Raw genomic sequence first — 24,489 nt, 5'->3', positions numbered from 1 at the left:
CGGCGGCGCCCGGCAACATTCGGGGACATCCCGGATGCTGCCAGAGCAGCTTAACGGATGATCGTACGCAAGATGTCGAGCACCGTCTGCACTTCGCGGTACGTCGGCACGTCTTGCTCGCGTTTTCGCTTGCTGCCGCCGCCCGCCGCCTTGGGCTTAGGCAGGGACATCGCCGTGCTCTTGACGCTCGCGGGCATGCCGGGGAAGAAGTCGATGCCAGCGAGCTTTTCGAGTTCGGCCACGCTCACGACCGAATAGTCGCCCGTCGCCTCGTTCGCCACCAGATACGCGCCCGCCTGCTTGCGCTTCGGGTCGTAGACGACCTTGAAGAGCTGCGTGGGCACCATCACCCGGTCGCCCACCTGAGTGATCGTCTTGCCCTTGAAAAGCGGCCCGGTGATCACGAACAACTCGCCTCGGTCCTGCGCGAGCTTGCGCACACTCGACTCGATGCCCGCCCACAGGTAGCGATTGTTCTCGCTGTTCTGCGGCACCATGTTCGACAGCGAAAAACTTTCGGACTGTGCCTGCGGGTCCGGCATGTCGGCGGAAGGCGCCATGTGCCCACGGTCGTAGCCCGAGCGCACGTAATCGCGCAACTCGGCGCGTTCGCTTGCAGGGAGTTGCGACTCGGCGTGGAAGTTGTTCACGCGCGAGATCCGACGGGCGTCGCTCAGTCCGGCGCGCGTGAGATGTTCGGCGGACCAGAGCGGCGTGCGCGTCACGCCCGAGTGCATCACGCCGAACGCACTGAAGCACACCTCACGGGCGGCACGCGTCATGGCGCTGTTGGCGATGTCGGGGGCCGTGCCCGACCAGTAGTGATCGCCGCAGGCCGATGCCGCAGCTTTGGCTGCGTTCGGGAACGCCACAACCGCAGCGACTGCCCCGACGGCGAGTATGGAAGAAAGGGAAAGAGAGATTGCCAACTGCCCGGCCATCGCGCGCAAGCGGCTTGCGCGCACTGCGGTAACCGTCCATCGAGACTGCTTCATCGCACTGCTTTGGGGAAGACGTAAGGGGGTGCGATTGTAGCGGATGAGCGGCTATTCGGGGACGACGCTCCCCGCGCCGTAAGCGGCGCATTGCAATGTCTGCGCGGGGCCGAGATTGTCACACTCGTCCGCCTGCGCGCTCGGCATCCAGGCCTGCTCGAGAAAGAGCAGGCAGAGCATCAACGCGAGCATGAGAAGCAGCGTCTTCATTGCGGCATCCGGGTTGGGTTGCCGCATTGTATGCGGGGATGTCTGCACAAAGCCCATCCGTGCCGCGCAGAATTGTTTCGTTTCGTTACCAACGTCAGCGACGCGAGCGCGCCGCCGTGCGCCCCGCTCAGGCGTCGGGCACGTCGCCACGCTGCGCGACGAGCGCCGCCAATGCCTCGCTGTCCGCCCCCAACGCACGCAGCCCGTTCACCACGCCGACGCGGTCGGGCATCGCGCGGTTCTGCGACATCTTGAATTTGCCTTCGATGCGACGAATCGGAATCTCCACACCCACAATGGCACGCAGCATGCCGTCGATGAAGTCCGCCAGCGCATCTTCGACCGCCCACGGCGCGGGCAGGCGCAACTCCTGCGAGTTCGTCAGGTCGGCCACCAGACGCCGCAGCCAGGCCGCGTCGTCGATCACGCGCGGCTTGCCCCACACCTGCACGGCCGCGTAGTTCCACGTCGGCACGACCTTGCCGTGCTCAGCCTTGGCGGCGTACCACGACGGCGTGATGTATCCCTGCGGCCCCGTGAACGCGACCAGGCAATCGTCCACATCGCGCAACGCCGGTCCATGCGGATTGGCGCGTGCCAGATGCCCGCGCAGGGTCCCGAACTCACCTTCGTCGGCGTACATCAGAAACGGAATCGAATCGGCGATCAGCCCCTGCGCTCCGGCGCTCACGAGCAGTCCGAGCGGATGCGTACGAATGAGATCGTGCAGGACTTCGGGGCGATCTTCGGTGAAGGCGGCAGGCTGATACATCGATGACTCCGGACATGGCGGTGGGGTTGGTATGACGCTAAGCGTACGTCCACGCGTGGCTCTGGGCCAAGACCCAATATCGATGATTTTTTTGATGCCACGCCTGAGTGTCGAAAAGCAACCTGACGGAAGGCACTCGCCGCCCGTCAGGCATCAGGACCGCGCAGTCGGAGGAACGGTCAAAGGAACGACTTGGCCTGATCGAGCACCTTGTCGCAGACCTTGCGGGTGAGCTGTTCCTTGAGGCCGCCGCCGTTCAGATCGACGGTCTTGCCGTCCGGTGACGACAGCAGTCCCTTCGCGCCGTCGAGATAGCCGGGGCTGGCGGCCGGTGAGCCGGACTGCGTGCCGATCTTGCCGAGCAGCTTGTCCTTCACGTCCGTCGCAGAATTCAGATTCGCACCGCCGAGATAGCTGTTCTTGATGCAGAACTGGAGGATACCGGTCGCATTGCCGATGCTGCTCGACGTGAGCGATCCGCTCCCGCCCGACGCCAGGCCGCCGAGGCTGCTCGCCAGACCACCGCTATCGCCGCCGCCCGAATTACCGCCGCCGACGGCGTTCTTCAGCAAATCGAGTTGCGCATGCGCCGCGGTCGGCATACCCGCGGCCATCGCCAGTGCGACGCTCGCTGCGCCGACACCGGCCCATCGTTTCAGGCCCGCTGTGGTTGCGGGGCTTGCCTTGCATTCCATACGTCGGGACATATGATCCTCCGGGATGTGAATGACGTGGGGTCAGGTCGAGCCACCGAGCCACTATAGCAGGCCGTCTCCCACGGTCCTCACATCCCGCGCGCGTCAGAACGGCGCCGCAGTCGCATCCACGGTTTCCGGCACGACGACACTGGCGTCGACTCCGGCATTTTCCTTGAGCAGGAAGACGAGATGATGTCCGGAGAGCAGTTCGATGCGTCGGTCGCGCGCGAACTCCTCCACGCCGTCGTCGAACTCGCCGGTCGTGATCAGCATGCCGCGTGCGGCACCGATCTGTTGCATCTCGGAGAGCATCGCACGCGCCGCCGTCAGTTCCAGCCGTGCGCTGCGATCCATCTCGCGGAAGATGTGGACGACGACATCGCCACCGAAAATCGGATGCGGGTCCCAGGCGCGGCACATCAGCATGCCTCCCTTTTCGCCAGGCACCAGCGGAGGGCCTTCGAAACCATGTGAACGCAGCAGATGGAACATCACCTGCGTGAAGTCCTTGTCGCTGAGCGTCATCAGATTGAAACGGCGGTCGACGGCCACATCGGCATCGGTGACGACCTGTGTCATATCCACACCTGCCACCGGCGTTACCGCTTGCAGCGCGTCGGGTCGCGCCCACACGCGTGCGCCGAGCGCCGCCAGATGCGTGGCGGCGTCGCCTTCGGTCAGCACGAGCGCCGCGAAATCGGCGCGCGCTGCGTGCACGCTCGCGAGGCAGATGCGCGCGTCGCCGTCACTGGCGTACAGATTGAGGACAACCGCATTCACGTGTCTGAGCGGATCGGCGGCGAACAACTCGTGCAGCGAACGCAATACGATCTGTTGCAGCGCACCGGCATAGGCCTGCGCGCGGACGGCGTCACCGACGGTCGCCCCTTGTATGGCGTCTTCCGCCGCGTTGTAGTGATAGTCGAGCGCCGTCGGCACGGCAGCGTCGAGCGTCGGCACGTCGTACCCGATGGCCAGCAGCTTGAGGTTCTCGACGTAATGCGCAGCGAGCGTTTGCTGGAACGCTTCCGGATACGGACTGCGGCTGAGCACGATGCGCGCGTACCCCGTCACGGCAGCGGCCTCGCCGCGCAGGAGTGCGCCTTCGAAATCGGCCACGGCCGCGTTTTGACGGGCGCTCTCGGCGCGCGCGGCTTCCGTCGCCTTTTGCTGCGCGATCTGAAGGATCATCGACCCCTGGGTCCGGCGAATCTTCGACGCTTCGTATTCGCGCTCCGCGTGGACGAACTCGCTGCGCGCCTTGGCGACGGCCTGCTCGTAGCGTCCGGACGCACCGGGCATCGCCAGCGCCAGTCGCCCCGGCTTTTCCGGTGCGAACGTCTCCCACTCGGGCTTCGCCAGAATCTTCGGCAAATGTCGCGTATCGAGCACGGGGGGCGTGTTGCGCGCGCGCAGATCGGCCGGAGGAATGCGCAGGTCGCGGGTGAGCCCGTCGGAGAGCAGACGCGCCAGTCGCGCCATTTCGAACTTCGCGCGTGCGCCCTGGGCGGCGGCTTCCGCCTGTCGCCATGCCAGCCGCAGGCGCTCGCTCGCCACCGGGTCGGCGGCCGGTGCCTCTTCCCAGGCGCGTTGCGCCTGATCCAGCGCGCGGACTTCCGCCAGCGAGCGCGACTGCGATTGTGCGTGCTGCTGCTCGCGCGTGTGTGCTGCGCGCCAGAACTCGCGCGCCAGCCGATCGATGATGCTCTCGAATCCCCGATTCACTACTGCCCCCGCATGCAATTTTGATTTTGTTTTGACGAGCGAATTGACTGCCATACCTCAGACCGTACTCAGACAGTGGCCGAGATGCGCCAGAACGGCCTGTCTTTCTCGCGGCATTGTCATGCGGGCGAGCCATTGGCCGCCGACGATATCCGACAATTGCGTAGGGGACGATTGTAGGACGTTGCCCCGGTTCGCCGCAAAAAAATCTTTGATTCGCAAGAGATCGGAGCATGTCACGGTTGCAACGCCAGCATACTGATCGTCATCAATCCGCCATCGCTTCCGGGCAAGCTCCGGGGGCGGGGCCTCGCCATCGCGCCCTCCCGGCAGACGGGCGACGCATGGGTCGGCAACGCCAACGGCCTTCGATGACGTACGTCGGCGGGTTCGCGTACCGAACGCGGCTCAACGCCGCGTGAATACCCCGCTTTTGGGACGAGCTCGTCTGCGGGACAGCAAAGGCGACTACCATGACGCGATCTAGCTGAACGTCGCCAGGTGCCGCTTGCTCCCGACTTCCGGCGGTTGCCTCCTCTTCTCCGAATTCGCGTCATGACTGAACTCTCGCCGAACGCCGCCCCCGCCAACCCGCCCGCCGCCGCCACTTCGACTCCCTGTCTGCGCACTGCATGGTTCTGCGCGCTGGCCTGCCTGCTGCTCGCCCTCGTCGCGATTCCCTGGATCGACCGGCCTGTCGTCGACTTCGCACATGCACACACGCAAGGCACTCGCTGGATTCAGCACATCGCAGAGTTGCCCGCGCCGTTGTTCGTGGCGGCATGGCCAACGTTCCTGATCGTCGGCGCGGTGTTGTTCTTCCGCCGCAAGCTGCCGTCGTGGGCGGTGACGTTGTGGCTCGCAGCAGGCGCTGTCGGCGTTGGCAGCCTGGCCAAGCAAGCGCTGAAATTCGTCTTCGGACGCACCTGGCCCGCCACGTGGATCCACGAGAATCCGTCGTATTTGCGCGACGGCGTTTTCGAGTTCCGGTTCTTCGGCGGCGGCAGCGCGGCCTTCGCGTCGTTCCCCTCTGGCCACCTTACCGTGATGCTTGCGTTCACCACCGTGCTCGCGCTGCGTCATCAAGTGCTTCGCGTGCCGTGCGCCATCGCCATCGCACTGACGGCCTTCGGGCAACTCGCCGCCGCCTATCACTGGACGAGCGACGCGCTCGCCGGGGCTGCCCTCGGTATCGCCGTCGGCTCGCTCTTCGTCATGGGCTGGCAGCACCGGCAGGCCAGCCGTCACGCCTGAACGACGCGTACGACGCGTACGACGGTCCGAACGGCGCATAGCGCAGCGCCTCACGCACGCCACGATCCCGTGCATCTGCGCATGGGATCGCAGCATAATGTCGGCGGAAAACAAAAAACATGACCGCCGATCCACTGCTTCCCCTCCTCCCGCTCATCGTCGGCGCCTGTATCGGCGGCTTTGTCCAAGGCTTGTCCGGCTTTGCGTTCAGTCTGGTCGCCCTGTCGTTCTGGGCGTGGTCACTGCCGCCCACGCTCGCAGGTCCGCTTGCCGCCTTCTGTTCGCTCGTCGGCCAGATCCTCGCGTTGCGGACGGTGCGTCGGGCCGTGCCGCTGGCGCGTCTCGCGCCGTTCGTGTTGTGCGGACTGGTGGGCGTGCCGGTCGGCGTGTGGATTCTGCGTTACCTCGATCCGGTGTGGTTTCGGGCGAGTATCGGGGCTATCCTCGTCGTCTATTGTTCGATCCTGTTGCTCGCGGCGCACCTGCCACGCATTGCACACGGCGGCCGCGCGGCCGACGGCGTTGTCGGTTTCATCGGCGGGGTGATGGGCGGCATTGGCGGGCTCGTCGGCGTGGTGCCGACGCTCTGGTGCACGTTGCGCGGATGGGACAAGGACATGCAGCGCGCCGTCATGCAGATCTTCTTCATCGTCATGCACACGCTCACCATCACGCTGTACGCCGTGCATGGCGTGATCACGGCGCAGACACTGCATGTGTTCGCGATTGCCGTGCCGTCGATGATCCTGCCGACACTCGCGGGCGCGTGGGCTTACAAGTTCCTCTCCGATCACATGTTCCGGCGCATGGTGCTGGCGCTGCTGGCCTGCTCCGGCGTGACGTTGCTCGTCGGCACGGTCCCCGAACTGCTCGCACGTTAAGACGTCGGCACAAGGACAAGCGAATACAAGCACGTCTGAAACGCGTCCGATGCAAACGAGCATCAGCCCACGGCGTTACGATGGGAAGATTCTCGTCGCTATCGGGCTCGCCCCGCGCCCCTGCCATGTCTGCCGTAGCCTCGTTTCTCGATCGTGCCGCCGCAGGCAATGCGCTGGCCGAAGTGCTCGCCACGAACGCGTTGCTGTCGCGCTGTGCACCTCCCCTCGTGCTCGCTATCCCGCGAGGCGGTGTGCCGGTCGCCATGCCGATCGCGCGCCAGTTGAACGGCACGCTCGACGTGTTGCTCGCGCACAAGCTGCGAGCGCCCCATCAGGCCGAACTCGCTGTCGGCGCAGTCGACGAATTCGGCGGCATCTTTCTTGCCGACCATGCGCTTTCGCTCGGCGCAACCGGCACGTATCTCTCGCATGAGAGCGCCCGTCAGCGGGCGCTGATTCAGCAGCGGCGTCAGGCCTATACGCCCGGACGCGGCGCACCGCACGTCACGGGACACCCCGTGGTCATCGTCGACGACGGCATTGCAACGGGCGCCACGATGACGGCCGCGTTGCGCGCGATGCGACGGCTTGGCGCGACGCCGCTCGTGGCGTGTGCGCCGGTCGGCGCGCGCGACGCCATCGCGCGCCTGAGCGCACTGGCCGACGCGGTCGTCTGTCTGGAAACGCCGCAGCCGTTCTATGCGGTCAGCGTGGCGTACAGCGACTTTGCGCAGACGGACGACGCCACCGTCGTGGCCCTGCTGGCGATGGCCGCGGATCGTCCCTGATGCCTTGATTCGTCGTCGTCATCCATCAGGGACGCCCGCCAGCGCCCTTCAGCCACCGTCGCATGAGCCTCCGCGACGATGGCCGGGTATCCGGCATTGCCCGCCGTAGCGGCGCACCCCGCGATTGCACTACACTTGAGCCTGCTGCGCACAACGTATCGGTCGGCTCACCTTGAGTGACCCGTTCATCCCGAATCATGCGTGCGCGGCATGCGCCGCCTCTTGCCCCTCAGTGTCGATGGAGCCTGTGATGACGACGTCCCTGATTCTCAACGTGATCGGTCCGGATCGCCCGGGTCTGGTCAATGCGATCGCCGATCGCGCCACCGCCGCCGGTGCCAACTGGCTGGAAAGTCGCCTCGCCAATCTTGCCGGCCAGTTCGCCGGCATCGTCCATCTTCAGGTTCCCGACGAGCACACCGAAGCGCTTACCCAAGCGCTGCACGCACTCCAGACGCACGGCCTGCAAATCTCCGTCACCCCCGCACAAAGCGCCGCCGCCGATCCGGGCGCGCGGGCACTTCAGCTCGATCTGGTCGGACAGGACCATCCCGGTATCGTCAAGGAAATCTCGCACGTGCTGTTCACGCGCGGCATTTCCATCGACGAACTCGCCACCGAGTGTGTCGAGGGCTCGATGTCGGGCGGCACGCTGTTTCGTGCGACGGCGCGCCTGCATGTGCCCGCGAGCGTGAGTACCGACGCATTGCGCGAGGTGCTGGAAAGCCTTGCCGACGACCTGATGGTCGATGTCGAACTCGATTCGCCTCCCGGTGCGTGAGCGCGTGCCGATGAAGCGAGTCTTCCTGTTTCTGCTCGGGGCAGTGGCCATCGTCGCCCTGCTGTCCTTGTTGCCCCTGCCGTTCGAGCGCCAGACACATGTCGTGACTGTGGTCACGCTGCGTGCCCCGCCGCAAGCCGTCTACGACTACGTGACGACGCCGGCGAACTGGCCGAAATGGCATCCGGCATCGCTCGCCGTGCAAGGCGTGACCGATCATCCGCTGACGGTCGGGGAAGAGGTGGCGGAAGAATTCCGGCTCGCGGGACGTCACGGCATCCTTCACTGGAAGGTCGTGGAGGCGAAGCCGCCGTTCGAATGGCGCATCGAAGGCGAGGTCAACCGGCGGCCGTCGGGTGCAGTGCGCTACACGCTCACGCCGGACGGCACGGGCACGCGCTTCAGGCGCGACTTCATGTATCGCACCCCGAATCTGCTGTTTCTGATCCTCGATCCGGTCTTTATCGGCCCGCGCATGCGCGCCGAGTCGGCGCAGGGGGCCTCGCAGCTTGAGCAGGTATTCGAGGCGCTCGCGCCGGGCGTGCCGTCACCGGCATCGGTGCCGAACACCGCCAGCAGCGCGGGGCAGTAAGCGACGGCCTGCGCCGTTCCTGTCCACCCCGTCCACACTGTCCGTGGACGCTTACTCGTTGAAGGTCGCCGCCATCGTCTCGGCGGCATGCCGCAGCTCGGGCAGGAACGTCATGAGCGTTTCGAGCGTGCAATGCTGCGCACTCGCCTGCACGGCGATGGCCGCACACGCGCGGTTGCGGTCGAGCATCACCGGCACCGCGACGGCGATCATGCCCGGCACGTGCTCTTCGTTGTTCGTGCCGACACGGCGCTTGCGCGTCTCGACGAGTTCGTGGCGCAAATCTTCCAGATCGGTGATCGTGTTCTCCGCACGGGGGCGCAGCGGCAGGTGCGCGATCAGCTTCTCGCGTCGCGCTCTGGGCAGGAACGCCAGCAACAGCTTGCCGCTGGCCGTGCAGTGCAGCGGCACGCGCGAGCCGGGCGAGAGCTTGAGGTGACGCGACCAGTCGGTCTCCACGCGATCGAGATAGACGAGGTCGTCGCCCGACAGCATCGACAGATTGCAGGTCTCGCCCAACTTGTCGACCAGTTGCTGAAGCACGGCATGGCGCGCCGCCGCCGGCCCTAAGTGCATCAGGGCATTGACGGCCATGGCGCGCACGCGCGACGACGGTTCGTAGTGTCGGCTGCCCGCTTCACGGGTCACGAGCCATGCGGCTTCGAGTTGTTTGAGGATGCGATGCACCGTCTGCTTGGGCAGACCGATCGCGGCGACGATCTCCGCGAGTGTCATCGGGGCGCCTGAGGCGCTGAGGATTTCGAGAATACGAAATGCGCGGACGGCCGCGGCGTTCGACTGATTGCTCATGCCGGTTGGGTCTCGGGTTCGAGTTGTGTTCTAGATCGTTATCGCTCGCGGCGGCTCCCTCCAGTCCCACATCGACACGCCACCGCGCCAGCCCGCTCCCAAGCTTCCACGCCGCCGTGCCGTCGCGCCGCGACGTCCCGTTTTCCGCATTCTAGTGCCAATCGTCTATTCAGACGATTGCAGATAAACCCGAAGAGATGCCGGATATTTCATACCCACGCACAGCGCGCGGAAGACAGCGCGTCCCGGACGGCCTGCGACCCGCGTCACAAACCGTCCGCGCTGTAGCGCACCCGTGCCGGACGCCCGAACACGGACGCCCTGACGCCCTGACAGTTAAGCCTTGCCCGACAACACGCGCAGACGGTGGATCAGGCTGGACGTGTCCCAGCGCGAACCGCCCAGTGCCTGAACGTCGCCATAGAACTGATCGACGAGCGCCGTGACCGGCAGCGAAACGCCGTTACGCTGCGCTTCGGCCAGACATAGCCCAAGGTCCTTGCGCATCCAGTCCACCGCGAAGCCGAAATCGAACTTGCCGTCGATCATCGTCTGGCCGCGATTGTCCATCTGCCAACTGGCCGCTGCGCCCTTATTGATGACGTCGAGCACGAGCGGCATGTCGAGCCCGGCGCGCTGACCGAAGTTGATGGCCTCCGACAACCCTTGCACCAGTCCAGCGATACAAATCTGGTTGACCATTTTGGCCAACTGACCGGCTCCGGCTTCGCCGATTCGCGTGACGGCTCGGCCATAAGCACCGAGCGTGGCCGACACGCGGTCGAACGCCGGGGCGTCGCCGCCGCACATGATGGTGAGCACACCGTTCTTGGCGCCCGCTTCGCCGCCGGAGACCGGGGCGTCGACGAAATGCAGGCCCTTCTCCCGCGCGACGGCGTACAGCTCGCGCGCCACATCGGCCGAGGCGGTGGTGTGGTCGACGAAGACGGCATCGGCCTTCATTCCTGCGAACGCGCCATGCTCGCCCAGCACGATGCTGCGCAGATCGTCGTCGTTGCCCACGCATGCGGCAACGATGTCGGCGTCGCGCACGGCCTCGGCAGGCGTGGCCGCAGCATTGCCGCCGTACTCTTTGGCCCATTGCTGCGCCTTGGCCGCCGTACGGTTATAGACCGTCACCGAGTGGCCGGCGCGTTGCAGATGGCCAGCCATCGGGTATCCCATCACGCCCAGACCGAGAAAGGCGACGCGAAGGGACGCGGGAGATTGCGTTGTGGGGGAAGTCAATTCAAGGGCCTCGCAGGTTGGTTCACTATGAGTGACCGCAGGGCGCACGGTGCAGGCGTGCGTGGACGTCGGTCTTATCTGAAATACAGGGGGCTTGCGAGCCGTCATTATAGAGACGGCAGCCGCCCGCGCGCCAGCGCTATCCCCCGTCGCACGGGGCGTCACGGCGATTTCGCCCCAGTTTGGTGCTCATCCGGACCGTCCGGACGGCATTCAATAATCGCTCGTAACAATCGGGGGTTCGGGCCTGTTTGAAAAATTGTGTTTCCGTGACTGGCGTTACCGCTGCGTTCCGATACAATGCGCGGCATGGCTGATTTTGATACCCGTTGGTCAATTCGCGTTTACTACGAGGACACAGACGCCGGCGGCGTCGTCTTCTACGCCAACTATCTGAAATTCTTCGAACGGGCCCGAACCGAGTGGCTCCGTTCGCTCGGCATCGAGCAGCTTGAACTGGCCCGCAATACCGGAATGATCTTTATTGTGCGCGCCACGGCACTCGATTACCTGAGCCCTGCCCGGCTCGACGACCTCGTCGTCATCAAAAGCCGCATCGAACGAATTGGCGGCGCCTCCGTCGACTTCCTTCAGGAAGCCTGGCGCGACGCCCCCGACGGCAGCAGCGAACTGTTGGCGCGCGGGAGCATCAAAATCGGCTGCGTGGCCTCGGACACATTGCGCCCCGGCAAGATTCCCGCGCACGTGCGTCTCGCCATGCAATCGGCAGCCAGGACGGCTCAAGCCTTAGCGGATGCAGCTGCCCGATCGGCAGCCGCCTGAAGCCAGGACAATAATTCCGGTCAGTCAATAACCACACCATGCCCGATCAAGACCTTTCCATCATTTCGCTGGTCATGCATGCCAGCGTTCTCGCCCAGGCAGTCATGGGCCTGCTGCTGCTGCTCTCGCTGCTCTCGTGGACCCACATCTTCCGCAAGATCTTCGCGATCCGCCGCGCACGCGCCCAGACCGAGCGCTTCGAGCGCGACTTCTGGTCCGGCGGCGATCTTCAGGCGCTGTATCAAAGCGCACTGAACAACCGTCACCAGACCGGTGCACTGGAACGCATCTTCGAATCGGGCATGCGCGAATACATCAAGGCGAGCGAGAAAGGCCTGAACGATCCGCACGCCATTCTGGACGGCGCGCGCCGTGCCATGCGAGCTTGCTACCAACGTGAAATGGACTCGCTCGAAGCGAATCTGCCGTTCCTCGCATCGGTCGGTTCGGTCAGCCCGTACATTGGTCTGTTCGGTACGGTGTGGGGTATCATGAACGCTTTCCGCGGCCTCTCGAACGTGCAACAGGCAACGCTCGCCAACGTGGCGCCGGGCATCGCGGAAGCGCTGGTGGCGACTGCCATCGGTCTGTTCGCCGCTATCCCTGCCGTGGTTGCCTACAACCGCTTCGCCACCGACATCGACCGGCTGTCGATCCGCTTCGAGAGTTTCGTCGAAGAATTCTCCAACATCCTGCAACGGCAGATTCACTAAGCATTCCGGGAGCGCCGAGACATGGCAGGTTCTATGCGCAACGCTCGCCGCGGCCGTCGCGCCATGGCGGACATCAACGTCGTACCGTACATCGACGTGATGCTGGTGCTGCTCGTCATCTTCATGGTGGCTGCCCCGCTGGTCGCGCCGTCGATCGTCAATCTGCCGAGCGTCGCCAACGCGAGCCCGCAGCAGCAGACGCCGCCGGTGGTCGTCAATATCGAAGCGGACAATCGCATGCTGGTGCGTTACAAGGATGGTGAAAACACCATCGAGCAACGCATGAGCGCGGGCGATCTGACCGGTTTCCTGCAAGGCCGTCAGGCGGCGAATCCGGATCAGCCGGTCGTCATCGCCGCCGACAAGTCGGTGCGGTATGAAATCGTCATGAACGTGATGTCCGATCTCAAGGCTCAGGGCGTGAAACGCGTGGGCCTGCTCGTCAAGCAGAAATGAGTCGCACCGTAGCTCGCTCCGACCTTCCCATCGGCCCGCGCAAGGATGAGCGCGGCACGGGACGGGCATTCCTTCTCGCGCTGCTCATGCATGCGCTGCTGTTCGCCCTGCTCTTCTACGGCATGCGCTGGCAAAACAGCTCGCCCGCCGGTTCCGAAGCGGAACTGTGGACGCCGACCGAAGTGGCCGAACCCACGCCGCCCGTCGTGACGCCGCCGCCCACCCCGGCCCCGCCGGCCGTGGCGGCTCCCACGCCACCGGCCGAAGACGCCGACATCGCCCTCCAGCAGAAAAAGCGCAAGCAGGAACAGCAAGCGGCCGAACAGGCGCGTCTGCTCGAAGCGCAGCAGGAGAAGGCGCGCCAGGAAGCGCTCAAGCAGAAGCAACTTGCCGAGCAGCAGGCGGCTGCCGAGCTCGCACGCAAGAAGGCGGCAGAGGACGCGGCGCGCCAGCAGAAGCTGGCCGATCAGAAGAAGGCTGACGAACAGAAGCGTCAGAAGGAAGAAGACGCCAAGAAGGCCGAACAATTGAAGCAGCAACAATTGGCAGACGCGCAGAAGAAAGCGGACGCCGAGAAGAAGGCTGCGGACGACAAGGCTGCCAAGGCCAAGGCCGCGAAGGAAGCCGCCGCACAAAAGGCGGCGGAGGCGGCGCGAGCCGATCGTCTGGCCTCGCTGCGCGGCATGGCGGGAGGCACTCCGGGCGCGACCGGCAACGGTCTGGGCTCGCAGGCGGGCGGTACCGGCTCGGGCGCCGGCGGCACGGCATCGGCGGGTTACGCCGACCGGGTGCGCGCCAAGGTCAAGCCGAACATCGCCTATGGTGGCGACACCGAGGGCAATCCCACGGCAGTCGTTGCAGTACGTCTGGCGCCGGATGGCAGCGTACTGTCGATGCAGTTGGTCAAGTCGAGCGGCAATCCCGCGTGGGACGCCGCCGTACAGGCCGCCATCACCAAATCCGATCCGTTGCCGCGCGACACGAACGGCAAAGCCCCCCCCAGCGTCAACCTGCGCTTCAGTCCAAAAAGCTGAGTGTGTTGTCAAACGGGAACGAAAACCGAGCGATGCGAGTCCATTTTCATTCGAATGTGGTAAAAATGGCCCTTGCAACGCGTAACTGACCAATCGAACGCATGCGAATCTCCAGTCAATATGCATGGCGTGCGCTGGTGGCCACCTGGCTCACCGCGGCTTGCACGATCGCCCATGCGCAGACACCGCTGACCGTCGACATTACGGGCGTCGGCTCCAACCGATACCCGATTGCCGTGTCGACTTTCAAAGGCACGGCGCCGACGGATATCGTCGCCGTCGTCAAGGCCGACCTGAGTAATAGCGGTCGCTTCAATCAGATCGATACGGGTGGTGCCACCGTGGGCGTGGACGATTCGGTCGATCTCGGCACGTGGCGCGCCAAAGGTGCGAACGCTTTCGTCTCCGGCACCATCACCCCGGCGGGCAACGGCAACTTCCAGGTCAGCTTCCGTCTTTACGATGCCGTGAACGGCCAGCCGCTCGGCGGTCTGGCGCTGACGTCGTCGCAAGCCAACCTGCGTCTGACTGCGCACAAGATCGCCGACTACATCTACCAGAAGTTGCTGGGCGATCGCGGCGTGTTCGCCACGCGTCTGTCGTACGTGCTGCACAACGGCCCGAACTACCAGCTTCAGATTTCGGACTCCGACGGTCAGGACGCACGCGTCGCCCTGAACAGCCGCGAGCCGATCATCTCGCCGGCCTGGTCGCCGGACGGCACCAAGGTCGCATACGTCTCCTTCGAGAAGCGCAAGCCGGTCGTGTACATCCACGACCTGCCGAGCGGCCGCCGTGCCGTGCTGGCCAACGAGCGCGGCAACAACTCGGCGCCGTCGTGGTCGCCGGACGGCAGCAAGCTCGCCGTGGCCCTCTCGCGCGACGGCAACACGCAGATCTATCAGGTCAACGCCAATGCCGGTGGCCTCAAGCGTCTGTCGCGCAGCGGCGCGATCGACACCGAACCGCAGTATTCCCCGGACGGCAAATGGATTTACTTCACGAGCGATCGTGGAGGTGGTCCGCAAATCTACAAGATGCCGGCCGGTGGCGAGAGTGAAGGCGGCGCACAGCGCGTGACCTTCAAGGGGAGTTACAACGTCAGCCCGCGAATCAGTCCCGACGGCAAGTTGCTCGCGTTCATCGCGCGTCAGGGTGGCGGATTCAAGCTGAGCGTGCAGGATATGAGCACTGGCGATGTTACGGCTCTGACCGACACCAGCCACGACGAGTCACCGAGTTTTGCCGCGAACGGCAAGTACATTCTTTATGCAACGCAGTCCGGGGGCCGCAAGGTTCTCGCGGCAGTCTCGGTGGACGGGCAAACCCGGCAGATTCTTCAGGTTCGAGGAGGGGAAGTTCGCGAACCCTCCTGGGGCCCTTTCATGCAATAACATCAACAGCAACATCAAACGGAGGCTCATATGAGTTCCCTGCTTCGTAATATCCTCGCCATCTCTTCGCTGGCCGCTCTGGCCGCTTGCTCGTCGGGCGTGAAGCTTGACGACCAGGCTAACGCCAACAAGGGTCAGACCACGACCGACGCACGCGCCGTCGCCCCCGTCGACGCATCGGCTGACGAACTGAACAACCCGAACGGCCCGCTCGCCAAGCGCAGCGTGTACTTCGGTTTCGATTCGTACAGCGTCGATTCGCAATACACCCCGCTGCTCCAGGCTCACTCGGCCTTCCTCTCGAAGTACTCGCAACGTCGCGTGCTGCTGCAAGGCAACACCGACCCGCGCGGCACGAGCGAGTACAACCTGGCGCTGGGTCAGAAGCGTGCTGAGGCCGTCCTGAAGACCATGACGGCACTGGGCGCCAACGCCAGCCAGATGGAAGCCGTGTCGCTGGGCAAGGAAAAGGCTACGGGTACCGACGAAGCCACCTGGGCCCAGGACCGTCGCGTCGACCTGGCTTATTGATTGAATCGTCATGACGTCTCGTTTGCTTAAAAACATGATCTGCGCGGTGACGCTCGGCACTTCGGTGCTGAGCCCGCTCGCGCATGCCGGATTGTTCGACGACGACGAGGCGCGCAAAGCGATCCTCGATATCCGCAGCCGTCTGGATTCGGACAAGCAGCGGATCGAGGGGCTCACGCGCAACGTGCTGGATTTGAACAACCAGATCCAGCAGTTGCAACGTGATCTGGCCGATCAACGCGGCCAGAACGAAGATCTGAAGAACCAGCTTGCGAACCTGCAACAGAGTCAAAAGGATTTCTACAACGACCTCGACGGCCGTCTGAAGAAATTCGAACCGCAGCAGATGACCGTCGGCGGCGTGACCGGCACCGTCCAGCCGGGCGAGAAGGAAGTTTTCGACGCCGCGCTGACGAAATTCCGCAACGGTGACTACAAGGGTGCGCAAACGGATTTCCGGACCTTCACGGCGAAGTATCCCGCCAGCCCGTATCAACCCGAAGCGCAGTTCTGGCTTGGCAATGCGCAGTACGCCAACAAGGATCTGAAGGGTTCGACTGCGACGCTGCAAGGGATCGTGACGAAGTACCCGACGAGCCCGAAGGCTGCCGAGGCCATGCTGGCAATTGCCAGCAACCAGGCGGAATCCGGGCAGACTGCGGCAGCGAAGAAAACGTTGCAGGATCTGGTGGCCAGGTTCCCTGACACCGAATCGGCAGCGGAGGCCAAGAAGCGCGCGGCCAAGCTGAAGTAAGACGCCCCCTGGGAGGTTGAGCGAACCAATCTTCCGTGTGAGGTCACTCGTCAAACGAACGACGCCGCCCCCTGGGCGGCGTTGTCGTTTCCGGCGTACGCATCGCATTGGCTGGCGATGCATCTCTCCCACCGTCAGTCTCTATGGGTCGGCGCTGGGTAACGGGTTGCCGGGCTTTGCGGGGCTTTGCGAGCGATGGGCATGACCTCAAGTAGAATACGGACTTTCCAAACGTTCGAGGCGCGGCGTCTCAGGGGATGCGTGTGGACCATCAGTGTCCTGCACGTCATGGCGACCGTACCCGCGATGTGATCGTGCACAGGTTGCGCATCACGCCTGATAACAACACAGCCGGCCGCGCCCCGTGGCTCGCGTCAACGTATCGAACGGCCAGCCCGGCCGCAATCGTCTTCTCGCCTCATGACCGACGTCGATCTGAACGCCCTCTCCCACACTGTCGTGTGGCTCACCTTTGGCCTGGCCTTCGTGTTTGGCGCCGTGCTCCAACGCACACACTTCTGCACGATGGGCGCGCTCTCCGACATCGTGAACATCGGTGACTGGAATCGCATGCGGATGTGGTGGCTTGCCATCGGCGTCGCGACCATAGGCACGGGGGTACTCGCCTCGCAGGGCATCGTCGATCCGGCCAAGGCGATTTACACGACACCGCGTTTCACCTGGCTCTCGTATCTCGTCGGCGGCGGGTGCTTCGGCTTCGGCATGGTGCTCGCGTCCGGATGTGGCAGCAAGACGCTCGTGCGCATCGGCGGTGGCAATCTGAAATCGCTGCTCGTCTTCGTGATGATCGGCGTGTCGGCGTATATGACGCTCAAGGGCCTGTTCGCCGTCTTGCGCGTGGCCGCGCTCGATAGCGTGCAGACGACGTTTGCGACGTCGCAGGATCTGCCCACGCTCCTTGGCGGACTGTTCGGGGGCGACGTGCACCGTGCGCAACTCGTGCTCGGTCTGATCGTCGGCGGTGCATTCGTGATCGCCGCCGTTGCCCGACGCGAATTCTGGACATTCGACAATCTGCTCGGCGGCCTCGTGGTGGGCGCGATCATCGTGGCGCTCTGGTACGTTTCGGGCAAGATCGGTTACGTCGCCGAAAATCCGAACACGCTCGAAGAGAGTTTTGTCGCGACGAACTCCGGCAAGATGGAAGCGCTGTCGTTTGTCTCGCCGCTGGCTTACTCGCTGTATTGGCTGATGATGTGGAGCGACGCGAGCAACGTCATCACGCTGGGGATTTCGAGCGTGCTGGGCGTGATCGCCGGTTCGTTCGTGTACGCCCTCGTATCGCGCAACTTCCGCTGGGAAGGCTTCCACGGGACGGAAGATACGGCGAATCACATGGTCGGCGGTACGTTGATGGGATTCGGTGGCGTGACGGCGCTGGGTTGCACGGTCGGACAGGGGCTGTCGGGGGTGTCGACGCTGGCGGTCGGATCGTTCGTCGCCATCGCGGCGATTCTCGTGGGCGGGGTCTGCGCGTTCAAGTATCAGATGTGGCGCATTGAGCGCAGCGTTTGAGCGTAATTCGCGCGCAACTGCGAGAAATAGCCTCGAAATGGATACATCCGCGTCACAGAAGTCTTGACACTTCAGCGACCTCACCGCTATAATCTTTTTCTTCGTTGGGTCGTTAGCTCAGCTGGTAGAGCAGCGGACTTTTAATCCGTTGGTCGCAGGTTCGAATCCCGCACGGCCTACCAAACGAATTCAGAAGGGCTGCACATCGTGCAGCCCTTTTTCGTTTGTCTCGCGCGGACATCGTGAACGACATTCTGTCGATGCCCGCCGCCGCGCACTGCGGCTCTGCCTCAATCCGTCAGCGAGACGAACCAGACCTTCTTCACGAATTCGTCGACCTCCCAATGCCCCTTGTATCCCTCGGGCATCACGAACGGATCGCCGACCTTGAGCGCATGCACCGTGCCGTCCGGGTCAACGATGCGGCACTCGCCTTCGAGGATGTAGCCGAACTCGATATACCCGGTCGTATCCGAGCGGAACTTGCCTGCCGTACTTTCCCAGATCCCCGACGACGCGCGCCCGCCGTTACCCTCGAACGCCTTCATCCCGCGAAACACCGTGTCGCCTTCCATCGGACGGCGCGGCTTGCTGATCTCCGGGTTCTGCAAAGGGCCCGCGCTAAAGCGCACCAGACGCGAATTTATTTCAGCCACAATCTATTCCTCAATCAATTTCGATCACTTAACGATGCAACAAAAGCCACGCATCGATACGTGGCAACGAGTGTGACGAATCAGGGCCTTTCATACTTGGACAGACGGAACGCGTGCGGGTCGACGAGCGGCGTATTTCCCTGCACGAGATCGGCCATCAACGCCCCCGCGGCCGGGCCGATACCAAACCCGTGGCCCGAGAAGCCCGACGCGAGATAGAAGCCGGGAACGCTTTCGACACCGGAGATGACGGGAATCGCATCCGGCGTCACATCGATAAACCCGGCCCACGCGTGCGCGACCTGCGCCGATTGAAATTCCGGGAAGGCCTGTTTGAGCTTGTCGAGCGCCACGCCGATAGACTTCATTCCAGGCGCGGGGTCGAGCGTGCGATACGCCTCGAACGGCGTTGGCCCTTGCGCGCCGAAGCGCGTCGGCATCATCAGTTCATCCAGGAAGCGCCTACCAACGCGCAGTTTGAGATACTTCTTCTCGGACAGCCACGCCGGGAAAAACTGACGGCAAAGTCGAATGCTATCTGGCGTCAGATCAGCCACCGAGGCGCCAAGTTGCGACACCGAATAGCCGCCGTCCGCACGCTTGCGGCACGTGAAGTCCTTGCCATTGATGGCCAGATCCAGCCCTGCGTCGACAGGCGTCGTGCGCAACACCGACGCATGCACCTTCAACTGCGGAAAGCTCACGCCCGTGTTGCCGCAGAATAGCCGCGACCATGCGCCCCCGGCCAATACGACAGCATCGGCCGCGACACGTCCACGCTCGGTCACGATGCCGCTCGTGCGCCCGCCCGACTGATCGAGACAACGCACGGCGGTCTGCTCGAACACCTGCGCCCCCGCCGCGATGGCGAGCTTGGCAATCGCGTGTGTTGCGCGCTCGGGCTCGGCCACACCATCTACCGGGCAATGCAGTGCGCCGATCCAGTTGCGCTCGGACCGCGACTTGAACAGGTCGGGTAACTGGTCGCGTGCCAGCAATTGCGCAGGCACGCCCAGTGGCTCGGCCTTGTCGAGCCACTTGCGATAGCCGTCCATATCGGACTGCGATTCGGCAAGATAAGCCACGCCCGTCTGGCGGTAGCCGACATCGTGCTGCGATTGAATGTCTTTCCACAGATCGATGGCGCGCATCGCCAAGGGCAATTCCTTGTGATCACGGCCCACCGTGCGAATCCAGCCCCAATTGCGCGAGGACTGCTCTCCGGCAATCACGCCCTTCTCGAATACGGCCACGCGCACGCCCGCTTTCGCCAGCGCCCACGCCGTACTCATACCGATGATGCCTGCCCCGATGATCGCAACATCGACCTGCCTGGGGAGAACGCTTGCCATAAATCACCAATCGACAATAGGGGAAAAAGAAACGGCAACGCCTGAGCGCGACGGGCTCAGACGTAGAAGTGGTTGCTGTTCACGACCATGAAGACGGTGGGTTTTTCCCACGCGTTTTCCCAGCGATAAGGCCGGTTGCCCGTGAAGCCATAGGTGTCGCCGGGACCGAGTACCAGCGTGGTGCCGTCGATGAAAACGCGCAATTTTCCGGATAGCACGTAGCCGACCTTGTCGCCACTCGCCACCAACAGATTCGAGTCGGAAGCTGCGCCAGGTTCAAGTTCCATCATGAATGCCTCGAGCGAAGCGCAGTTCGACGGCGTAATGCGCGATTTCGTCACCCCCGAGCCCGCCAGCCGCAACGGTTTGCGCTCACTCGCCCACACGACGAACTCGCTCGATTCGGCGGCGCCCTGGACGTCTGCCGACGCTGCAGGTGCCGAGGTGAACAGCGCCGCCCCGTCCACGCCCAGCGCATGGCACAACTGCCGTAACGAGCGCATCGACGGCGAACTCACTCCACGCTCGATCTGACTCAGCATGCCGATCGACATGTTGGTGCGCGCGGCAAGGTCCTTGAGTGTGAATTTGCGCTCGGTACGCATGGCTCGCAGCCGCATGCCCAGTTCCATGTCGCTGGCCTGTACGGCGGCGTCCTCCGGCAGGTCGCCCGCCAGACGGGAAAACGCGTCGGGCTCATGCTCGGAGAAAGCAGTGGGGATCGGAGCGGCAGCAGCTTTCGGCTTCGGTGGCATGGCAAAAAAAGATCCGGGATCGCGATAGAGACGACAACGGACGCGAGTGAAACAAACGTCCGACAAATTTCAATCACACTAAAAAATCTTAGATTCGTTTCGCCACAGCGTCAACGCGGCAACGGCTTGAGGCCGAGATTCGCGCGCAACGTTGTGCCTTCGTATTCCGTGCGAAACAATCCCCGGCGGCGCAGTTCCGGCACCACCAGCTCAGCCATGTCGTCGATGCCGTGCGGCAACGTGGCCGGACAGATGTTGAAACCATCGGCCGCTTCATTGCGGAACCATTCCTCCATCTGATCCGCAATGTCTGCGGGCGTGCCGATGACCATGCGCACGGTGTAGGTCGCCGCCACGCGCTGACACAACTGCCGGATCGTCAGGTTTTCGTCGCGCGCCATCGCGAGCAGGTTTTCAGCGATGCTGCGAATGTTGCGATTGGGTTCGACCTGCGGCACCGGCCCGTCGACGGGATAGCCAGAGAGGTCGCCCAGCGCATCGTACAGACTGGCGAGCCCGCTGGCCGGATCGATCAACGCCTGCAACTGATCGAACTTGTCCTGTGCTTCCTGACGCGTACGCCCGACAAACGGCATAAGCCCCGGCATGATCAGCAGATCGCCCGGCTCACGGCCATGCGCGGCAAGACGCCCCTTCAGATCCCGGTAGTACGCCTGCGCATGCGCGAGGTTGTGCGAATTGCTGTAAACGAGATCGGCCGCACGCGCCGCCAGCGCGCGTCCCGCCTCGGAAGCGCCCGCCTGCACGATGAGCGGCCTTCCCTGCGGCGTACGGGCCGAATTGAGTGGCCCGCGCACCTGAAAGTGTTTGCCCGCGTGGTTCGGCACATGCAGCTTGCTCTCGTCGTAGAACACGCCGCTCGTCTTGTCGCGCACGAACGCGTCATCTTCCCAACTGCGCCAGAGCGAACTCACGACCTCGACGAACTCGTCCGCCCGTTCGTAGCGCTCTTCGTAACCCAGATGCTCGTCGCGGCCAAAGTTGCGGGCCTCTTCGTTGGACCACGACGTCACCACATTCCAGCCCGCGCGCCCGCCGCTGATGTGGTCGATGGACGCATATTTCCGTGCGACATGAAACGGCTCGTTGTAGGTGGTCGATGCGGTCGCCACCAGCCCGATATGCGACGTGTGCGTCGCGATGGCGGCGAGCAGCGTAAGCGGTTCCAGTTCGGCGTTGCGCATGTCCCGTGCCAGCGCGCCACGGGGATTGTCCTGCGCGCGAATCCCCAGCCCGTCGGCAAAGAAGATCATGTCGAATTTCGCTGCCTCGGCTTTTTGCGCATTCGCGAGGAAGTAGCGATAGTCCAGCGCACCGTCGGCAGGCACGTCGGGGTGACGCCACGCGGCGACGTGGTAGCCAAGGTAGCGCATCGACAGGCCAAGCTTCATCTTGCGATCAGTCGTCATGGGATATCTCGTCTGACAGTCACTTCACATGCTTGCGGCTCGCGTAGAGCCCGATCAGCGCGAATACGGCGATGATCACGATGTAATACGCCGGCGCCATCACGCTGCCCGTGGTCTTGACCATGAAACCGACCACCAGCGGCGTGATGCCGCCGAAGAACGTCTGCGCGATCACGTAAGCGATCGACACGCCCGTGGTGCGGCACGAGGTCGGGAACAGCTGCGAGAGCAGCGAGCCAATCGGCGAGTAATAGAAGCTGTAGAACACGACCGACAGCGTGCACTGGAAGATCGCGAGCGTGAGCAACGAAGGTGAACGCGTAAGCATCTGGAACAGCGGAAAGACCAGAATCACGCCCAGAATCAGTGCGGTGCGCATGACCTTGACGGTACCGAGCCTGTCGGCCGTGATACCGCCAAGCATCGGCACGAACGTGCAGACCACGCCGCTGCAGATCGAGGCGATGAAGGCATCATCTTTGGTCAGGCCCAGGTTGTTGATCGCGAACGTGGGCATGTATAGATTCAGGAAGCTGGCCACCACCCCGGCGGCGGCCACCACAGCGCCGATCAGCACGAAGCGCTTGTGCGACTTGAACGTCTCCGCGCGCGGATTCTGTACTGTCGCCCCGGTACTCTTGACCTTCTCGAAGTCGGCCGTTTCCTCGATCTTCGACCGGATGTACAGGCCGACCGGTCCGATCAGACAACCGAACAGGAACGGCAGACGCCAGCCCCACGCGAAGATCTGGTCTTGCGTCAGAAAGTGGTTGGAGAAGTAGGCGAAGAGCGATGCGGCAAGCACGGCCAGCCCCGACGCCGAGAACTGCAGGCTCGCAAAGAATGCTTTGCGCGATGCGCTCTGCTCCGTCAGGTAAGAGTTGGCGGTGCCGAACTCGCCCCCAACCGAAAAGCCCTGAAGCAGACGCCCGGTAACGAGGATGACCGGGGCCCAGACGCCGATCGAGCTATAGGTCGGCGACACGGCGATCAGCACCGTGCCCGCCAGCATCAGCATCGCGGCAAAGCTCAGGGTGGTACGGCGCCCGACCTTGTCGGCCATAATTCCCAGCACCACGGCCCCGACAGGACGAATCAGGAACGAGCTCGCAAACGTCATCAGACTGAACAGCAGCGCGGACTGCGGGTCGCCCTGCGGGAAGAACAGCCTGGAGATGGTGATCGCAAACATCGCGTACACCAGCAGGTCGAACCACTCGAAAAACGTGCCGAAGTTCGCCGCGATGACATCGCGGGTCCGGCTTCCTCTACGGGGTTCCCGGGTGGTGTAACAGCCGATCTTGGTGGTTTCCATATGCGACCTTCCAGAGCGAAACATTGCAGTGATCTGAGCCTGCATTCTGGGCAGCCGAATTCCGTGTCGATATTAGCGATTTCACCTACATGAAATTGTTAGACAAATTTCATTGAAATTATCGCAATAGTGAAATTTCAATGAAATGAAGACCTGCGCCGCTCGCTGCCGCTCACTGCGTCACCCGGCTGTACCCCTTTAGCTTCGGCACCATCTCCGCATAGACGGCCGGGTTACCTGCGAGGATTTCGCCGATGTTCAAAAACGCGTCGCCACCAGCGTAGTCACCCACGCGTCCTCCCGCTTCCATGACCAGCAGGCTCCCTGCGGCCATGTCCCAGGCGTTGACACCCTGCTCAAAAAAGCCGTCGAGACGCCCGGCCGCCACGTTCGCAAGGTCGAGCGCGCAAGCGCCCGGACGACGCAGCCCTGCACAGGCTCCGCTCATCTCGACGAACAGGCGTGTGAAGGTCTCGACGTCATCCGTCTCACGAAACGGAAAACCTGTACCGATCAGTCCGTCGGCCAGACGATCTCGCGCCCCCACCCGGATCGGGCGCTCATTCAGAAACGCGCCACCGCCACGCGACGCTGTGAACAGCTCGTTGCTGTTCGGGTCGTAGACCACGGCCTGCACCACCTCACCCTTATACGCCAGCGCAATCGACACGCAAAAGTATGGGAAGCCGTGGATGAAATTCGTCGTGCCGTCCAGCGGATCGATGATCCATTGGAAGTCGGAGCCGCCATCCTTGCCACCCGACCGCCCAGACTCTTCCGCCAGAATCGCGTGATCCGGGTAGGCTCCCTTCAGCGTATCGATGATCACGGCTTCCGATGCCCTGTCGACTTCCGTCACGAAATCGTTGTGATGCTTCTTGCTGACCGTCAGCCGGTGGAGGTCGGCCGATGCGCGATGAAGGACTTGTGCGGCGCCGATGGCGGCATTGACCGCGACATTAAGCATGGGATGCATGGAACGAAATCCTGTCAAAAAAAACGGTCACGACGACCATCCAACAAACC

General features: G+C 63.5%; 26 protein-coding genes and 1 tRNA gene. 14 read left to right on the top strand and 13 right to left on the bottom strand.

The features are described from left to right. Nucleotides 1-50: 50 nt before the first annotated feature. From MB84_RS08070 to MB84_RS08055, 5 genes are all read right to left on the bottom strand, one after another. Nucleotides 51-995, bottom strand: coding sequence for a DNA/RNA non-specific endonuclease (locus tag MB84_RS08070; RefSeq protein WP_245725513.1), 945 nt, complete (start codon nucleotides 993-995; stop codon nucleotides 51-53). A gap of 51 nt (nucleotides 996-1,046) precedes the next feature. After that, the gene (locus MB84_RS29820) at nucleotides 1,047-1,205 is read right to left on the bottom strand and encodes a hypothetical protein (RefSeq protein ID WP_157122662.1); all 159 of its coding nucleotides are present in this window, start codon (nucleotides 1,203-1,205) and stop codon (nucleotides 1,047-1,049) included. 127 nt (nucleotides 1,206-1,332) lie between these two features. After that, on the bottom strand, nucleotides 1,333-1,977 hold the full coding sequence (locus tag MB84_RS08065; RefSeq protein ID WP_046291406.1) for an FMN-binding negative transcriptional regulator: 645 nt from the start codon (nucleotides 1,975-1,977) through the stop codon (nucleotides 1,333-1,335). 179 nt (nucleotides 1,978-2,156) lie between these two features. Next, nucleotides 2,157-2,684, bottom strand: coding sequence for a DUF2501 domain-containing protein (locus tag MB84_RS08060; protein WP_425415890.1), 528 nt, complete (start codon nucleotides 2,682-2,684; stop codon nucleotides 2,157-2,159). 93 nt (nucleotides 2,685-2,777) lie between these two features. Then, nucleotides 2,778-4,454 (bottom strand): restriction endonuclease, encoded by a 1,677-nt coding sequence (locus MB84_RS08055; protein ID WP_084009661.1) that lies wholly within the window; start codon nucleotides 4,452-4,454, stop codon nucleotides 2,778-2,780. Between the two features lie 501 nt (nucleotides 4,455-4,955). Between MB84_RS08055 and MB84_RS08050 the strand changes: the two genes are divergently transcribed. The 5 genes from MB84_RS08050 (at nucleotide 4,956) to MB84_RS08030 (ending at nucleotide 8,696) form a co-directional block, all read left to right on the top strand. Continuing rightward, nucleotides 4,956-5,654, top strand: a complete 699-nt coding sequence (locus tag MB84_RS08050) for a phosphatase PAP2 family protein (RefSeq protein ID WP_052653042.1) — start codon at nucleotides 4,956-4,958, stop codon at nucleotides 5,652-5,654. A 119-nt stretch (nucleotides 5,655-5,773) separates the two neighbouring features. Beyond that, entirely contained in the window at nucleotides 5,774-6,535 is a 762-nt protein-coding gene (locus MB84_RS08045) for a sulfite exporter TauE/SafE family protein (protein ID WP_046291404.1), read from the top strand. Between the two features lie 125 nt (nucleotides 6,536-6,660). Further along, on the top strand, nucleotides 6,661-7,323 hold the full coding sequence (locus MB84_RS08040; RefSeq protein ID WP_052653040.1) for a phosphoribosyltransferase: 663 nt from the start codon (nucleotides 6,661-6,663) through the stop codon (nucleotides 7,321-7,323). Nucleotides 7,324-7,573: 250 nt separating this feature from the next. After that, nucleotides 7,574-8,104 carry a glycine cleavage system transcriptional repressor gene (locus tag MB84_RS08035; protein WP_046293550.1) on the top strand — a complete coding sequence of 177 codons (531 nt, stop codon included), beginning with the start codon at nucleotides 7,574-7,576 and terminating at the stop codon, nucleotides 8,102-8,104. Next, nucleotides 8,073-8,696 (top strand): SRPBCC family protein, encoded by a 624-nt coding sequence (locus MB84_RS08030; RefSeq protein WP_084009659.1) that lies wholly within the window; start codon nucleotides 8,073-8,075, stop codon nucleotides 8,694-8,696. The genes MB84_RS08035 and MB84_RS08030 overlap by 32 nt, the downstream gene beginning before the upstream one ends. 51 nt (nucleotides 8,697-8,747) lie before the next feature. Here the strand turns inward: MB84_RS08030 and MB84_RS08025 are convergent, their stop codons facing one another. After that, on the bottom strand, nucleotides 8,748-9,506 hold the full coding sequence (locus MB84_RS08025; RefSeq protein ID WP_046291403.1) for an IclR family transcriptional regulator: 759 nt from the start codon (nucleotides 9,504-9,506) through the stop codon (nucleotides 8,748-8,750). Nucleotides 9,507-9,842: 336 nt separating this feature from the next. Continuing rightward, the gene (locus MB84_RS08020; protein ID WP_245725562.1) at nucleotides 9,843-10,691 is read right to left on the bottom strand and encodes an NAD(P)-dependent oxidoreductase; all 849 of its coding nucleotides are present in this window, start codon (nucleotides 10,689-10,691) and stop codon (nucleotides 9,843-9,845) included. Between the two features lie 363 nt (nucleotides 10,692-11,054). Here MB84_RS08020 and ybgC point away from each other — a divergent pair, with 363 nt between their 5' ends. The 9 genes from ybgC (at nucleotide 11,055) to MB84_RS07975 (ending at nucleotide 18,137) form a co-directional block, all read left to right on the top strand. Then, a complete protein-coding gene (ybgC, locus tag MB84_RS08015; protein WP_046291401.1) occupies nucleotides 11,055-11,537 on the top strand; it encodes a tol-pal system-associated acyl-CoA thioesterase in 483 nt (160 codons plus the stop codon). A gap of 38 nt (nucleotides 11,538-11,575) precedes the next feature. Next, nucleotides 11,576-12,250: a protein TolQ gene (tolQ, locus tag MB84_RS08010; protein ID WP_039399508.1), complete on the top strand. Its 675-nt coding sequence runs from the start codon at nucleotides 11,576-11,578 to the stop codon at nucleotides 12,248-12,250. Nucleotides 12,251-12,271: 21 nt separating this feature from the next. Further along, nucleotides 12,272-12,706, top strand: a complete 435-nt coding sequence (tolR, locus tag MB84_RS08005; RefSeq protein WP_046291400.1) for a protein TolR — start codon at nucleotides 12,272-12,274, stop codon at nucleotides 12,704-12,706. After that, a complete protein-coding gene (tolA, locus tag MB84_RS08000; RefSeq protein WP_046291399.1) occupies nucleotides 12,703-13,740 on the top strand; it encodes a cell envelope integrity protein TolA in 1,038 nt (345 codons plus the stop codon). The genes tolR and tolA overlap by 4 nt, the downstream gene beginning before the upstream one ends. A 101-nt stretch (nucleotides 13,741-13,841) precedes the next feature. Further along, nucleotides 13,842-15,134, top strand: a complete 1,293-nt coding sequence (tolB, locus tag MB84_RS07995; RefSeq protein ID WP_046291398.1) for a Tol-Pal system beta propeller repeat protein TolB — start codon at nucleotides 13,842-13,844, stop codon at nucleotides 15,132-15,134. Between the two features lie 30 nt (nucleotides 15,135-15,164). Continuing rightward, nucleotides 15,165-15,665, top strand: a complete 501-nt coding sequence (locus MB84_RS07990) for an OmpA family protein (RefSeq protein ID WP_211279357.1) — start codon at nucleotides 15,165-15,167, stop codon at nucleotides 15,663-15,665. 10 nt (nucleotides 15,666-15,675) lie between these two features. Next, nucleotides 15,676-16,419: a tol-pal system protein YbgF gene (gene ybgF, locus MB84_RS07985; RefSeq protein ID WP_046291397.1), complete on the top strand. Its 744-nt coding sequence runs from the start codon at nucleotides 15,676-15,678 to the stop codon at nucleotides 16,417-16,419. A gap of 420 nt (nucleotides 16,420-16,839) precedes the next feature. Further along, entirely contained in the window at nucleotides 16,840-17,955 is a 1,116-nt protein-coding gene (locus MB84_RS07980) for a YeeE/YedE family protein (protein ID WP_046291396.1), read from the top strand. 106 nt (nucleotides 17,956-18,061) lie between these two features. Further along, a tRNA-Lys gene (locus tag MB84_RS07975) sits at nucleotides 18,062-18,137 on the top strand. Nucleotides 18,138-18,245: 108 nt separating this feature from the next. On the opposite strand, the gene MB84_RS07970 is transcribed toward MB84_RS07975, so the two are convergent. The 6 genes from MB84_RS07970 to MB84_RS07945 all read right to left on the bottom strand — a co-directional run bounded on the left by MB84_RS07970 (nucleotide 18,246) and on the right by MB84_RS07945 (nucleotide 24,439). Continuing rightward, on the bottom strand, nucleotides 18,246-18,611 hold the full coding sequence (locus MB84_RS07970; protein WP_046291395.1) for a cupin domain-containing protein: 366 nt from the start codon (nucleotides 18,609-18,611) through the stop codon (nucleotides 18,246-18,248). 80 nt (nucleotides 18,612-18,691) lie between these two features. Next, nucleotides 18,692-19,963: an NAD(P)/FAD-dependent oxidoreductase gene (locus MB84_RS07965; protein ID WP_046291394.1), complete on the bottom strand. Its 1,272-nt coding sequence runs from the start codon at nucleotides 19,961-19,963 to the stop codon at nucleotides 18,692-18,694. A gap of 56 nt (nucleotides 19,964-20,019) precedes the next feature. Next, complete coding sequence (locus MB84_RS07960; RefSeq protein WP_052653036.1) at nucleotides 20,020-20,718, bottom strand: helix-turn-helix domain-containing protein; 699 nt, start codon at nucleotides 20,716-20,718, stop codon at nucleotides 20,020-20,022. Nucleotides 20,719-20,828: 110 nt separating this feature from the next. Further along, entirely contained in the window at nucleotides 20,829-22,148 is a 1,320-nt protein-coding gene (locus tag MB84_RS07955) for an LLM class flavin-dependent oxidoreductase (RefSeq protein ID WP_046291393.1), read from the bottom strand. A gap of 19 nt (nucleotides 22,149-22,167) precedes the next feature. Next, nucleotides 22,168-23,463 carry an MFS transporter gene (locus tag MB84_RS07950; protein WP_046291392.1) on the bottom strand — a complete coding sequence of 432 codons (1,296 nt, stop codon included), beginning with the start codon at nucleotides 23,461-23,463 and terminating at the stop codon, nucleotides 22,168-22,170. Between the two features lie 172 nt (nucleotides 23,464-23,635). Then, on the bottom strand, nucleotides 23,636-24,439 hold the full coding sequence (locus MB84_RS07945) for an inositol monophosphatase family protein (protein WP_046291391.1): 804 nt from the start codon (nucleotides 24,437-24,439) through the stop codon (nucleotides 23,636-23,638). Between the last annotated feature and the right edge of the window lie 50 nt (nucleotides 24,440-24,489).

The organism is Pandoraea oxalativorans, from assembly GCF_000972785.3.
In the GTDB taxonomy this organism is placed as follows: domain Bacteria; phylum Pseudomonadota; class Gammaproteobacteria; order Burkholderiales; family Burkholderiaceae; genus Pandoraea; species Pandoraea oxalativorans.
Note: the sequence above shows the minus strand (reverse complement) of the source record. Positions and strands in the feature narration are given on the sequence as shown.